Here is a 12,714-nt window from a genome sequence, read left to right on the forward strand (position 1 = left end):
GCGACCGGGATTCAAAACACCGCGAGAGTGCTGGCACCGCCCGCGGAACGCCGGACGGTCCAGACACTGGTGCGGGTACGCGCGGAACGGCCGTTGCCCCGGTCCACCAGGGCCCGATCGCCGGTCGTGTACACCAGTTGCGCACCGCGCGTATTGGTTTCCGGATTCTGGAACAGCTGCACGAGCCGGTCGGTCTCCTCCACCGTCAGCCACGCCCCGATATCGTCGACCACGAGCACTTTCCCGGCGTCGAGCGAGTCGAGCAGTATCGGTAGCAACCGCAGCAGGGCCCAGGTCGCCGAGGATTCCTCGGCCAGGGTGAAAACCGGCTCCACATCGGTGTGTACGAGCCGTAGTCCGACACCGTGCCGCCCGGCCATCCGGGTGTAGAGCGCATCGCGCGCATTGCGCATATTGGTCAGTTCGCGGGCCAGCGCGGTGGCGTTCACACCGCTGTCCTGTTCCAGCTGCGCGGCATAGGCCGCCGAACCGGCCGCTCGATCGGTCTGTTCCGCGAGCACGGCGATATCGGCGTCGAGGTCGCGCAGGTAGTCGGCGTAGCCGGGGTCGTTCTGCGCGATCAGCAGATCGGTGATACCGAGGTCCGCGGATTGCAGCAGGGTCAGCAGCCGGGCGGCGTTCTCGGCGGACCGCGACAGGTGCGAACCCAGCCGCAGCTCGATCGAGGTGATATCGGCGGAACCGGCCACCACCTCGAGCATGGTCTCGAACCACCGGTAGGCCGGGACCAGCGCCTCGGCGTACATCTGCCCCGCCAGGCTCAGCAGCAGGGCGTTCGGGCGCACCAGCGGCACCAGTGCGGTGATCCCGAACCGCGCCGGCTCGAACATCGGCCCGACCCGGATCGCCTCACCCTCGCGTTCGAAGACGATCCGCCTGCGTGACCGCGGATGACTGTAGAGCCATTCGGCGGCGACATCGGCGGCGTCCAACCGGAAACCGTAGGTGTAGGGCACGCCCTCGGCCATGAAAACGGCCTCGAAGTCGCTCGGCTGCCCGGGCAGCGCGAGATGTGGAGCCCGGACCGGACCGGCGTAGGGGTCCCAGCCGCTCACCGAGTGCAGCACCGCGTCCCGCATATGCCCCAGGGCGTCGACCAGATTGGACTTACCGGCGGCCGGGCCCCCGTGCACCGCGGTCACCGGCACCGCGACCGGCGCGGTCGCGCCGCGGGTCAACCGCAATTCCTGTAGGTCGGCCAGCGATTTGTGGTTGGACACCCGAAAACTGCGCAACATCCCGCCATCCTGCCGTGTATGGACCCGGTCCCGCAGGATCGGTACCGGGTCGTGTCCTCCGACCGCGCCGCCGTTACTCCGCCGATTCGGCCTCCGCCGCCGGGCCGGACCCGACCGCGTCCGGGCCGGATTCGAGCAGGACGCGGAAACCGTTCTCGTCCAGGATCGGCACCCCGAGTTCCTCGGCCTTGGCGGCCTTGGACCCGGGTGATTCCCCGATGACGACGAAGGCCGTCTTCTTCGATACCGACCCCGCGGCTTTGCCCCCGCGCAGGAGGATCGCCTCCTTGGCACCGTCGCGGGAGAACCCCTCCAGCGAGCCGGTCACCACGATGGACAGCCCCTCGAGCGTGCGGGGGATGGATTCATCGCGTTCGTCCTCCATCCGCACCCCCGCGGCCCGCCATTTGTCCACGATGGCGCGATGCCAGTCGACCGCGAACCATTCCGCGACGGCGGTGGCGATGGTCGGTCCGACGCCCTCGGCGGCCGCCAGCTCCTCCAGTGATGCCTGTTCGATCCGTTCCAGACTGCCGAATTCGGCCGCGAGCGCCCGCGCGGCGGTCGGCCCGACATGCCGGATGGACAGCGCGACCAGGACCCGCCACAGCGGGCGGTCCTTGGCAGCGGCCAGATTGCTCAGCAGCCGGTTGCCGTTCGCCGAGAGACTGCCGTTCTTGTTCACGAACAGCGCGACGTTGCGCAAACGGTCGGCGTCGAGATCGAACAGATCACCCTCGTCGGTGATCGCGCCGGAGTTCAGCAGCGCGATCGCCGCCTCGTAACCCAGTGCCTCGATATCGAAGGCGCCGCGACCGGCCATATGGAACACCCGCTCCCGCAACTGCGCGGGGCAGCTCCGCTGGTTGGGGCAGCGGATATCGGCGTCGCCCTCTTTCTCGTAGGCGAGTTCGGTCCCGCATTCGGGGCAGTGGGTGGGCATCACGAAAGCCCGCTCGTCGCCGGTGCGGGCGTCCACCACCGGACCCAGCACCTCCGGAATCACATCCCCGGCCTTGCGGATGGTGACCGTATCCCCGATCAGCACCCCCTTGCGCACGACCTCGGCCGCATTGTGCAGGGTCGCCATGGAGACGGTGGAACCGGCGATCACGACGGGCTCCATCATCGCGAACGGGGTGACCCGGCCGGTCCGGCCGACGTTCACCGCGATGTTGCGCAACGTGGTGGTGGCCTCCTCGGGCGGGTACTTGTAGGCGATCGCCCAGCGCGGTGCCCGCGAGGTGGCGCCGAGCCGCCGCTGCAGCGACAGTTCATCGACCTTCACCACCAGGCCGTCGATCTCGTGCTCGATATCGTGGCGGTGCTCGGCCCAGTAGGAGATCCGTTCGAGTACCGCGTCCACACCCTGCACCAACCGGGTGTGCGCGGACACCGGCAGGCCCCAGGCCGCCAGCGCGCGGTAGGCCTCGTGCTGGGACCGCGGCGTGAAACCCTCGGTGCGCCCGAGCCCGTGGCAGATCATCCGCAGCCGCCGCCGCGCGGTGACCGAGGGGTCCTTCTGCCGCAGCGAACCGGCCGCGGTGTTGCGGGGGTTGGCGTACGGCGGTTTGCCCTCGGCCACGATCGCCGCGTTGAGCGTTTCGAAATCCTCCAACCGGAAGTACACCTCACCGCGCACTTCCAGCAGTTCCGGGATCGGGAACTCGGAATCGGCGTTCAGTTCGCGCGGGATGTCCTCGATGGTGCGGGCATTGAGGGTGACGTCCTCGCCCGTGCGACCGTCGCCCCGGGTCGCGCCGCGTTCCAGTTTCCCGTTGCGGTACACCAGGTTCAACGCCACGCCGTCGATCTTCACCTCACACAGATAGTGCAGGTCCGGGCCGGTCTCCTCCTCGACGCGGGCTGCCCAGGCCCGCATCTCCGCCGCGGAGAACACGTTGTCCAGCGACAGCATCCGCTCGAGATGGTCGACCGGGGTGAAATCGGTGGCGAAACCACCGCCCACCAGCTGCGTCGGCGAATCGGGCGTGCGCAGGTCGGGATGGCGTTCCTCCAGCGCCAGCAACTGCTGGAACAACATGTCGAATTCGCCGTCGGAGATGATCGGCGCGTCCCGCACGTAGTAGCGGAACTGATGCTCGCGCACCGTATCGGCGAGCTCCTGCCAGCGCACCCGCTCTTCGCCGCCGGCCGGGGCGGGAGCGGCTGCTCCGCGGACATCGTCCTGTTCGATGGGGCCAACGGTGTCACTCACATCTCGCAGGGTAGTCCAGCACACCGACACCCCCGAGCACTGTTACCGCACGTCGCCCGGTATTCCCGGCACACCGAGGCCCCCTACGACCGGCAAGCCGGTGACAGCGGATACCGGCCGGTGGCCGCCCGCTGGTGCCTCATTCGCGACCGCCCGCGCGCCGGTGACCCGCAGCGGTTCCATCGCTCGATTCACCGCGGCCGGCCCGGTCCGGGTGACGAAATACCTGCTGCCGGTATCGGCAGCGGCCGCGAACGGTGCCATCGGAACCATCCGGCGACGAGCGTCCGAAGCCCGCGTCACCCGGCGACGAGGGACTCCGGGTCCTGCGTGAAGGCCTTCGCGGTATCGACGGCCAGGCGCAGCGCGTCCCGGGCCCAGCTCAGCGGCGCCGCCGCCAGACCGCAGGCCGGACTCACCGTCACCCGGCGCGCGAGGTCGGCGCGCGGGAAACCGAGCCGATCGACCAGCCGGGCGCCCGGTTCGGCGATCTCGCGCCAGGTCACCGCGGCCGCGGGACGCGTGGTGGGCACCAGTCCGAGAACCAGCTGTTTACCCCCGTCCAGTGCCTCACCCAGCGCGTCCAGACCGGCGGTACCCGATACCGCGGCCGGATCGAACCCCAGCGCGGCCGCGGAAGTCCGCCCCAGGAAGGCCAGGGGCGGCGGGCTCGCGCAACTGTGCACCACCGTGGGCACACCCTGGGACGCCAGCACCGTTTCCAGGATCGCCAGCGCTTCCGGCTCCGGTACGGCCGCGACCGTGTTCAGCACACTCGCCCCGCGCAGCGAACCGGCCAGTACGGCGCCCAGCGACGGTTCGTCCAGCTGTAGCACCACCTCGGCCTCGAGCCGCGACCCGACCTCGGCGATATGCGCGGCCAGACCCTCGGCCAGCGATTCGGCCAGATCTCGTACCGCACCCCGATCGGTCAGTACCCGGTGCCCACCGGCCAGCTCCACCTGCGCGGCAAGGGTCAGCGGCCCGACGGCCTGCACTTTCACCGGGCGGCCGGACCCGCGCAGCCCGGCGTTCTCCCAGGCTTCCTGGAGTGCGTCCAGATCGGTCCGCAGCAGACCGCTCGCTCGCCGCGAGACCGAACCCGGCCGGGCGGCCAGGCGGTAGCCGCGCGGGGTGGTGTCGAAACGTATGTCCACGAGCAACGCCGAGGCCCGCCCGACCATATCGGCACCCACGCCGCGAGCCGGTAGTTCCACCAGATGCGGCAGGCCGGTCAGCTCGCCGACGATCACCGCCGCGGCTTCCCGGGGATCGGTGCCCGGCCACGACCCCACCCCCGTCGCGATCCCGGCCGGGAGACCGGACAGGCTCATCGGGGTGCGCCCGCCGGCGCGGTACGCGCGGTCGCGGTGATGGTGCCGCTGCCGAGCACCGCGTCGCCCGCGCTGTCGGGCCGGTACAGCACCACGGCCTGCCCCCGCGCGACCCCGCTGAGCGGTTCGCGCAGCCGCACCGCGAGACCGTCACCGACCGCCTCGGCCGTCGCGGGCGCGGTACCGCCGTGCGCGCGGACCTGCACCACACAGTCGAGCGCTTCGGTGGGTGCCGCGCCGCTGGTCCAGATGGCCCGGTCGGCCTCGATCGACCACACCAGCAGATCGTCGGCCGAGCCGACGCGCACGGTGCCCGAATCGGGGTCGATATCGGTGACGTAGCGAGGTTTGCCGTCGGGGCCCGGCCCGGGCAGGCCCAGCCCCTTGCGCTGGCCGATGGTGAATCCGTGCACGCCCTCGTGCCGGCCCAGCTCCGTGCCGCCCGAGTCGACGATGGCGCCGGGGCGGATGCCGATCTTCGCGCCCAGGAACGCCCGGGTGTCCCCGGACGGGATGAAACAGATGTCGTGACTGTCCGGCTTGTTCGCGACCGCCAGGCCCCGTTCGGCCGCCTCGGCCCGGATCTGCGGCTTGGGCGTATCACCCACCGGGAACATGGCCCGCGACAGCTGCTCGGCGGTCAGCACCGCGAGAACGTAGGACTGGTCCTTGTCCGCGTCCACCGCCCGGCGCAGCACACCGTCGGCGAGCCGGGCGTAGTGGCCGGTGACCACCGCGTCGAAGCCGAGCGCCACGGCCCGATCCGCGAGCGCCGAGAACTTGATCTTCTCGTTACAGCGCAGGCAGGGGTTGGGTGTCTCCCCCGCCGCGTAGGACTCGACGAAATCGTCGATCACGTCCTCTTTGAAACGGTCCGCGAAATCCCAGACGTAGAAGGGGATGCCGAGCACATCGGCGGCCCGGCGGGCGTCACCCGCGTCCTCCTTCGAACAGCAGCCGCGCGATCCGGTGCGCAGAGTGCCGGGCGCACTCGACAGCGCCAGATGCACTCCGACCACCTCGTGCCCGGCGTCGACGGCCCGTGCCGCCGCCACCGCGGAATCGACTCCACCACTCATCGCGGCGAGCACTCGCATACGCTACGCACCTCCTCTCGCACCGGCCAGACCCGCGGCCCTGGCTCGTTCCACCACCTGCGGCAGTACTTCCAGTACTGCCTCTATATCGGACCGCCGCGAGGTGTGTCCAAGGGAAAACCGCAGCGACCCTCGCGCTTCGCGGGCCCCGACACCCATCGCGACCAGGACATGACTCGGCGAGGCCACCCCGGCCGTACACGCCGAACCGGTCGAACATTCGATTCCCGCGGCATCGAGCAACATCAGCAGCGAATCCCCCTCGCAGCCGGGGAAGGTGAAGTGCGCGTTACCGGGTAGCCGCCGGTCGTCGTGGGGTCCGTTGAGTATCGCGTCCGGGACGGACTGCCGCACGCCCGCGATCAGGTCGTCACGCAGACCGGATAGTTCCACCGACCGGACCGGCATCTCGGCCACGGTCTGCCGGAGGGCCGCGGCCAGCCCGGCCACCGCCGCGACATCCGAGGTCCCCGAGCGCAGGTCCCGTTCGTGCCCGCCGCCGTGCAGCAGCGGCACACAACCCACCTGGCGGCCGAGCAGGAGGACGCCGACGCCGTGCGGGCCGCCCAGTTTGTGCCCGGCGAAACTCGCGGCGGCGAGCCCGGCGGCGCCGAAATCCATCGGCAGCTGCGCGGCGGCTTGGACCGCGTCGCTGTGCATCGGCACTCCGGCGTCCCGCGCGATCTCGGCCAGCTCCCGGATCGGCTGGATCGCCCCGACCTCGTTGTTGGCCCACATCACGGTGACCAGCGCGATCTCGCCGGGATGCGCGGCCAGTTCGGCGCGCAGCGTCTCCGGGGTGACGATTCCCTCGGCGTCCACCGGCAACCAGGTGACCCGGGCGCCTTCGTGCCGCTCCAGCCATTCCACGGCATCGAGCACCGCGTGGTGCTCGATGGCGGCGGCCAGGATCCGGTTACATCGCGGGTCCGCGTCCCGCCGCGCCCAGTAGATCCCCTTGACCGCGAGATTGTCGCTCTCGGTTCCGCCGGAACAGAGGATGACCTCGGAGGGGCGGGCGCCGAGATCCGCGGCGATCGATTCGCGCGATTCCTCCAGCCGGCGCCGGGCCGCGCGGCCCGAGCCGTGCAGCGAGGACGCGTTTCCGACCTGCGCGAAGGCAGCCGTCATCGCCTCGATCGCGGCGGGCAGCATCGGTGTGGTCGCCGCATGATCGAGGTAGACCGTCGTGGGCACACCGCTGACAGCACCCGGGAAAGCCGACTTCATGACCGACAAAGCCTATCCCACCGTTGACCTGCACATCCGTGGGGTCTACCCCCGCTTTCTACGATTTTTCTACGATTTGCACGCGATTCACAACCGTGCAGGCACCACCGACATTCCCAGATCCATGCACCCGGTAGGGGAACTTGGCGCCCGACATACTGACCGTCCAGGGACCGGGACAGCTGGTCCCCGGCCCGCCCGGGGACGGCCTATTGGAGCCAGCCGGCTGAGTTCGTTCATCCCACTGGGAACCAGGCGCAGAGATCCCGGGCGATTGCCATGAATGGTTCACGGTCAGGGAACTGTCCGCGCTGGTAGCCAAGGAGGTCCACGACAACCGAATGCCGTAATCCGGTGCGTTCCGCGATATCGGTCATCGTCGTGCCGGCCTCGATGTATGCCGAGGTGAGGAGACGCCAAAGGCCATGCTCGTCGATCGGCAACAGCTCGCGCTGACCGAGGCCCAGGTCGACGGTCCCGTCGTGACCTTTCTGCTCAGCCGGCACCGGCTGGGACTCGTAGACCGCTTGCCGGCATGCAGTTCGGATTGCCGGGGGACCACCGAGATCGCCGCGAGCAGCTTGGTCAGGTGGTCCGGCATGAAATCGGAAACACCGATCGCGCGGACCTTGCCGCCGGCGAGCAGCGTCTCGAGCGCCCTGTACGCCTGGATGGTGTGGTCGAACTCGTCGACAGCGCGGTTTCGACCGCCGCGATCGTCTCGTCCGGCGGGGTCTGGTACGCCTCGAAACCGAGGGCGGGGATCCGTACGCCGTTGTTCACACAAATCGCCGCCGAGAAACGCAGATGTCATCTTCTGTGCACCCTGCACAGCAGGCGCAGCCCGATACGGTCACTTTCCCGTTGGTCCCTGCGGTTCCCGACGATCAATATCGGCAGCAGTAGAAAACTGCAGCTCATCCGCGTCGTGATCCGGAAGTCGATCCTGGCCGCCGCACCGCGTGGTACCCGCTGCACGTCGGTTGATCGAAGGAGTCGGCGTGGGCATTGCGCACCTCGTGTACTTACTGGGCCTCGCGTCCCTCATCGTGGCCATGGCCCTGCGTAAGAACGTCTTGATCCCGGCGATAGTGGCGACCTTCGCGACGGCACTCGCCTACAGCGGTAACGCCGCGGACGCGGTGATGGCGGTATTCCGCGCCAGTATCACGTCGGGTTCGGCACTGTTCGAGATCTTCCTCGTCATCGCCGCGGTGACCGCGATGCTCGCGGCGATGCGGACCATCGGTTCCGACGAGCTCATGGTGCGCCCGGTCAGCCGCTGGATGATCAACGGACGGGTGGCCTATCTCGTGCTGTTCGTCTTCACTTACTTCTTGTCACTGTGCTTCTGGCCGACACCTGCGCTGGCGCTGATCGGTGCGGTTCTGCTGCCCGCCGCGATCAAGGCGGGGCTGCCGCCGCTCGGCGCGGCCGTCGTCCTCGCCATCTCCGGTCAGGCCATGTCCATCGCCTCCGACTACGTTATCGGTCTCGCCCCGTCGATCTCGGCGAGCGGGGCGGGCGTACCCGCCGACGATATCGCCGATCGCGCCCTGGTGATCTCGCTCATCGCCGGTATCACCGCGGCAGCCCTGGCCTACATGCTGACCGTGCGCCGCGGAATACTCGCGCGGACAGAGCAGGGCACCGACACCGACGGTGGATCCGCACGGGTCATTGCTGAGAGTGGTGGGTCGCCCACGCCCGACGGTCCGGAAAAGCCTGCGCCGCGGCCCGTCGACGTGCTCGACGAGGAACTGCCCGGATTCGAGAAGGACGCGACGATCACCGACCGCCCGGCTCTCACCCGCACCTGGGCGATCGGCGTCCCGGCCGCCTTCCTCGTCGTGCTGACCTACATGCTGCTCGGTCGTTTCACCGACCTCGTCCCGTGGTCCGACGGCGCGGGCGCGTCACTGGTGGGTGGCACCGCCCTGCTGCTGACGGTACTGGTGACCGTGACCTCGCGGCGTGAGGAGGCGCTCGAGCACTGTGCCACCCATTTCGTCGACGGTCTGTCGTACGCGTTCAAAGCGATGGGCATCATCCTGCCGGTGGCAGGTTTCGTCTACCTCGGCATCCCCGACTACTCGGGCGCGGTGCTCGGGCTCGGCGACGATACCGCGGCACCTGCGTTCCTCTTCGACACCGTGACCCGATTGCAGCCCTATATTCCCGACAACGGCGTGTTCGTGGCGCTGAGCATGCTCCTCATCGGAATGGCGGTAGGCCTCGACGGTTCCGGGTGGGCGGGCCTGCCGCTCACCGGCGGGATCGCCGCCGCGCTGGCCCCGCAGTCCGGTATGGATACCGCGACCTTGGCGGCCATCGCCCAGAACGGCGCTACCTGGACGGGCGGCGGAACCCTGGTGATCTGGTCCTCGCTGGTGGTGGTCGCCGGGTTCTGCCGGGTGCCGGTCACCGAACTCGTGCGCCACCTGGTCGTCCCGGTAGTCGCCGGGCTGCTGCTGGCCACGGGCGCCGCGGTCCTCATCTGGTAATTCCCGCCCCCGAACAGCCCGCACATTCATTCCCCGGATGGAAGGACACACCGGCCATGAATTCGATCCCGTTCCGCTACCACCCCGCGCGCTGCGCCCTCATCGTCATCGATATGCAGAACGATTTCTGCTCGAGCGAGGGCTCATTGGCAGGGAAGGGTTTCGATATGACCGCCCCGCAAGCCATGGCGCCGCGGCTGGATCAGCTCATCGCATGCGCCCGCGCCGCCGGGGTGCGGGTGGTCTTCGTCCGCACCCTGCACGACGAAACCACCGATACCCCGCAGTGGCTCGGCCGCGTGGGGGACAGGTCGGACGCGGATCGCACCGGAATCACCTGCCGCACAGGCACAACCGGAGCGGACTATTACGGCGTCGCGCCCCGGGACGGCGATGTGGTGATCACGAAGAACCGGTTCAGCGCGTTCGTCGGTACGAATCTGGACCTCACCCTGCGTTCGCTGGGCATCGATTCCCTGCTGTTCACCGGCGTAGCCACCGAAGTCTGTGTCGAGTCGAGCTTGCGCAGCGCGCTGTTCTGCGAGTATTGGGTCACGCTCGTGGAGGATTGCGCGGCCACCTACAGCCGGGCGGCACACGATGCGTCGGTGTCCGTTGTCGCACAGAACTTCGGCAATGTGGTCACCGCGGAGAAACTCGAATCGTGGTGGAACGGGGCCGATCAGTCCTGACGGTGGTTACCGGACGAGGGCCGCCGTGAGTTCCACCTCGACCGGCGCCCCGGCCGGCAGCGCGTACACACCGATCGCGCTGCGGGCCGGGAGGGACTCCGGTCCCAGGCATTCGGCCAGGACGTCCGAGGCACCGTCTGCCACCGCGGACAGCTCCAGGAAATCCGGGGCGCACGCGATGTAGACGGTCATCCGCAGACACCGGGAGATGACCGCGGCACCCCCGAGGGCGGCGATTGCGTTACGGGCCGCCAGCCCGGCCGCGTCCCGGGCCCGGGCGATATCCAGATCCCGCCCGACGATCCCGGTGACGATCAGCACGCCGTCCCGGCGGGGCGTCATGCCCGCGCTGTAGGCGATTCCGTCGTGCACGACAGCGGGAATGTAGCGGCCCTGCGGTCGTGGGGCCGCCGGTGCGGATTCGTGATCAGGCACCGAGCGCTATTCCTTCCTGGCGGGGATCGGCGGCGCCGGACAGCAGACCGCGCCCGGGGTCGAGGGAGATGATCTGCGCGCTACCGCCCGCTGCCCACGGCCCTTGGACGACGACGTTGTGTCCCCGCCGCGTCAATTCGGCACGCGTCCCTTCCGGGATTCGGGACTCGCAGCGCAATTCGGCCGGTGCGCCGACCACGTCGGCGTCGCTTCCGGGGAAGACGGTGAAGCGCGGCGCCGCGACCGCGGCCGCCGGGTCGAGCTCGTGGTCGAGCAGGTACGAGATCAACTGCATATTCCACTGCACCTGCCCGTCCCCGCCCGGAGTGTTGCCGATATGCCGGAGTTCGCCCGCGCGATCGGTGATCACCCAAGCATTCAGGGTGTGCAGCGGTTTGCGCCGAGGCGCAGCGGCATTGGGGTGGCCCGGGATGAGATAGGCCCCGCGTCCGTAGCGGTTGTTCAACGCGACCCCCGTGCCGGGGACGGTCATCTTGGCACCGAAAGTGAAGGCGAGCGAATGGATGAAGCTGACGGCACGGCCGGCGGAATCCACGGCGACGGTCGAGGTGGTGTCGCCGGCGTGCACCCGGAACGGACCCTCGGGCGCGCAACCCCGGTCCAGTCGTTCCCGGGCGGCCGCGACCGCTGCCGGAGTGAGCACTGCCCACCAGCCGTTGTTGTCGGCGCCGCAGGTCGCGAGCCGGTCCACGAAACTCAGCCGGGCCGCGTTCGCGAGACGATCGACGGCCGAAGCGGAAAGCAGGGGCAGCGAGCCCAGAACACCGTCGTGGAGAGCCGACTGCTGTAGCACCATCCATCCGGGCGTGGGCGCGGGAGTCTGGTGCACGATCGCACCCGCGTAGTGCCCGCTTATCGCGGGTTCCGGGCCTATATCGGCTCCGGCCGCCCATTCGTCGCCGCTGAACGGTGCCCCACCGGCACGAAGTACCTCGACAGCCCGTTCGGCGAAGGCACCGTGGTAGAAACCGCGGACATCGCGTGCCAGCTCCCTGATGGACCCCGCCAGATCGTGTTGCGGCAGCAGGTCACCGACCTGCGGCAAGCGGCCGCCCGGAAGATATACCGCGGACATGCCAGGGTCGGCGGCGAGCGCGTTCCGCGCTTCCTGCACATCGGCGCGTGTCTTGGCCGAACAGGGCAGGCCATTCTCGGCGGCGCGCACCGCGGGCGCCCAGAGATCGGCCAGTGAACGGGTCGCGCCCCCCGCGTGCAGCGCGGCGAGCGCGGCCGGGGCTCCGGGAACGGCCACCGCCAGCGCACCGTCGAGCGGAATCGATCGCATACCGTGCCCGGTGTAGAACTCCACGCTCGCGCCATCGGGGCCGAAACCGCTGCCCCCGACCGTCCACACCGCACCGTCCGGTTCGCGCACGACGGCGAACGCGTCACCACCGATTCCGCACTGTCCCGGTAGCGTCAGCCAGGTCATCGCGGCCATGGCCAGGGTTGCGTCGACGGCGTTGCCGCCGTCGGCGAGGATCCGCGCACCCACCGTGCTCGCCGCGGGATGGCTGGACGAAACCATACCTTCGGTGGAGAGAGTGGGCGGTCGAGGATTCACTGCAGACCTCGCGCCGCCCGGCGACGCGGAACAGACGCGGTGTCGCCGGGGTCGACCCCGACGAAAATCTCACCGTCACGTTCCTCGACCGGGTAGGTCTTGATGGGCACTGTCGCCGGTGGGCACACCGGTTCCCCGGTCTCCAGGTCGAATACGCTGCCGTGACAGGAACAACCGATACCGTCGTCGACCAGTTTCCCGGACGAAAGCAGACAGTCCAGATGCGTGCAGTAGTTCGAGGTTGCGTAGGCCTTGCCGTTGAGGCGGGCCACGGCGAACTCATGGTCGCCGGCGAAGAAACGCCGCACGATACCTTCGGGAACCTGCCCCGAACGGGCAACGCGAGTGAATTCCATGGTC

12 protein-coding genes and 1 pseudogene are annotated in these 12,714 nt (G+C 69.2%); 2 read left to right on the plus strand and 11 right to left on the minus strand.

The genetic code is table 11. From position 1 onward, the window contains the following. Positions 1-11: 11 nt before the first annotated feature. The 8 genes and pseudogenes from NF4_RS09330 to NF4_RS39130 all read right to left on the minus strand — a co-directional run. Positions 12-1,259 (minus strand): AAA family ATPase, encoded by a 1,248-nt coding sequence (locus NF4_RS09330; RefSeq protein ID WP_063126792.1) that lies wholly within the window; start codon positions 1,257-1,259, stop codon positions 12-14. 73 nt (positions 1,260-1,332) lie between these two features. Continuing rightward, positions 1,333-3,456, minus strand: coding sequence for an NAD-dependent DNA ligase LigA (gene ligA, locus NF4_RS09335; RefSeq protein ID WP_063126915.1), 2,124 nt, complete (start codon positions 3,454-3,456; stop codon positions 1,333-1,335). Between the two features lie 63 nt (positions 3,457-3,519). Further along, positions 3,520-3,741: a hypothetical protein gene (locus NF4_RS39125; protein ID WP_157120084.1), complete on the minus strand. Its 222-nt coding sequence runs from the start codon at positions 3,739-3,741 to the stop codon at positions 3,520-3,522. Positions 3,742-3,776: 35 nt separating this feature from the next. Beyond that, a complete protein-coding gene (locus tag NF4_RS09345; protein WP_063126794.1) occupies positions 3,777-4,811 on the minus strand; it encodes a methionine synthase in 1,035 nt (344 codons plus the stop codon). After that, entirely contained in the window at positions 4,808-5,908 is a 1,101-nt protein-coding gene (gene mnmA, locus NF4_RS09350) for a tRNA 2-thiouridine(34) synthase MnmA (RefSeq protein ID WP_063126795.1), read from the minus strand. Before mnmA ends, NF4_RS09345 begins: the two co-directional genes overlap by 4 nt. Before the next feature lie 3 nt (positions 5,909-5,911). After that, positions 5,912-7,138 carry a cysteine desulfurase family protein gene (locus NF4_RS09355; RefSeq protein ID WP_063126796.1) on the minus strand — a complete coding sequence of 409 codons (1,227 nt, stop codon included), beginning with the start codon at positions 7,136-7,138 and terminating at the stop codon, positions 5,912-5,914. Between the two features lie 236 nt (positions 7,139-7,374). Then, positions 7,375-7,644 carry a hypothetical protein gene (locus NF4_RS37625; protein WP_063126797.1) on the minus strand — a complete coding sequence of 90 codons (270 nt, stop codon included), beginning with the start codon at positions 7,642-7,644 and terminating at the stop codon, positions 7,375-7,377. A gap of 29 nt (positions 7,645-7,673) precedes the next feature. Then, positions 7,674-7,945: pseudogene (locus NF4_RS39130) on the minus strand (hypothetical protein); the annotation flags it as partial. A 194-nt stretch (positions 7,946-8,139) separates the two neighbouring features. Between NF4_RS39130 and NF4_RS09365 the strand changes: the two are divergent. Together NF4_RS09365 and NF4_RS09370 are read left to right on the plus strand one after the other, a co-directional pair. After that, entirely contained in the window at positions 8,140-9,642 is a 1,503-nt protein-coding gene (locus NF4_RS09365) for a hypothetical protein (protein WP_063126798.1), read from the plus strand. A gap of 56 nt (positions 9,643-9,698) precedes the next feature. Beyond that, a complete protein-coding gene (locus tag NF4_RS09370) occupies positions 9,699-10,334 on the plus strand; it encodes a cysteine hydrolase family protein (protein ID WP_063126799.1) in 636 nt (211 codons plus the stop codon). Positions 10,335-10,340: 6 nt separating this feature from the next. Here the strand turns inward: NF4_RS09370 and NF4_RS09375 are convergent, their stop codons facing one another. Genes NF4_RS09375 through NF4_RS09385 form a run of 3 tightly spaced genes read right to left on the minus strand, consistent with a single transcriptional unit; the run spans position 10,341 to position 12,710 of the window. Next, positions 10,341-10,769 (minus strand): RidA family protein, encoded by a 429-nt coding sequence (locus tag NF4_RS09375; protein WP_063126800.1) that lies wholly within the window; start codon positions 10,767-10,769, stop codon positions 10,341-10,343. Further along, entirely contained in the window at positions 10,762-12,354 is a 1,593-nt protein-coding gene (locus tag NF4_RS09380; RefSeq protein ID WP_063126801.1) for a gamma-glutamyltransferase family protein, read from the minus strand. The genes NF4_RS09375 and NF4_RS09380 overlap by 8 nt, the downstream gene beginning before the upstream one ends. Next, positions 12,351-12,710 carry a Rieske (2Fe-2S) protein gene (locus tag NF4_RS09385; RefSeq protein ID WP_063126802.1) on the minus strand — a complete coding sequence of 120 codons (360 nt, stop codon included), beginning with the start codon at positions 12,708-12,710 and terminating at the stop codon, positions 12,351-12,353. The genes NF4_RS09380 and NF4_RS09385 overlap by 4 nt, the downstream gene beginning before the upstream one ends. Positions 12,711-12,714 lie beyond the last annotated feature (4 nt).

The organism is Nocardia fusca NBRC 14340, assembly GCF_001618425.1.
GTDB lineage: Bacteria > Actinomycetota > Actinomycetes > Mycobacteriales > Mycobacteriaceae > Nocardia > Nocardia fusca.

Coding starts and splice junctions, on each gene's coding strand:
- NF4_RS39125 (WP_157120084.1), bottom strand. CDS start 3,741: ATGGCACCGTTCGCGGCCGCTGCCGATACCGGCAGCAGGTATTTCGTC.
- NF4_RS09385 (WP_063126802.1), bottom strand. CDS start 12,710: ATGGAATTCACTCGCGTTGCCCGTTCGGGGCAGGTTCCCGAAGGTATC.
- mnmA (WP_063126795.1), bottom strand. CDS start 5,908: ATGCGAGTGCTCGCCGCGATGAGTGGTGGAGTCGATTCCGCGGTGGCG.
- NF4_RS09355 (WP_063126796.1), bottom strand. CDS start 7,138: ATGAAGTCGGCTTTCCCGGGTGCTGTCAGCGGTGTGCCCACGACGGTC.
- NF4_RS09345 (WP_063126794.1), bottom strand. CDS start 4,811: ATGAGCCTGTCCGGTCTCCCGGCCGGGATCGCGACGGGGGTGGGGTCG.
- NF4_RS09370 (WP_063126799.1), top strand. CDS start 9,699: ATGAATTCGATCCCGTTCCGCTACCACCCCGCGCGCTGCGCCCTCATC.
- NF4_RS09330 (WP_063126792.1), bottom strand. CDS start 1,259: ATGTTGCGCAGTTTTCGGGTGTCCAACCACAAATCGCTGGCCGACCTA.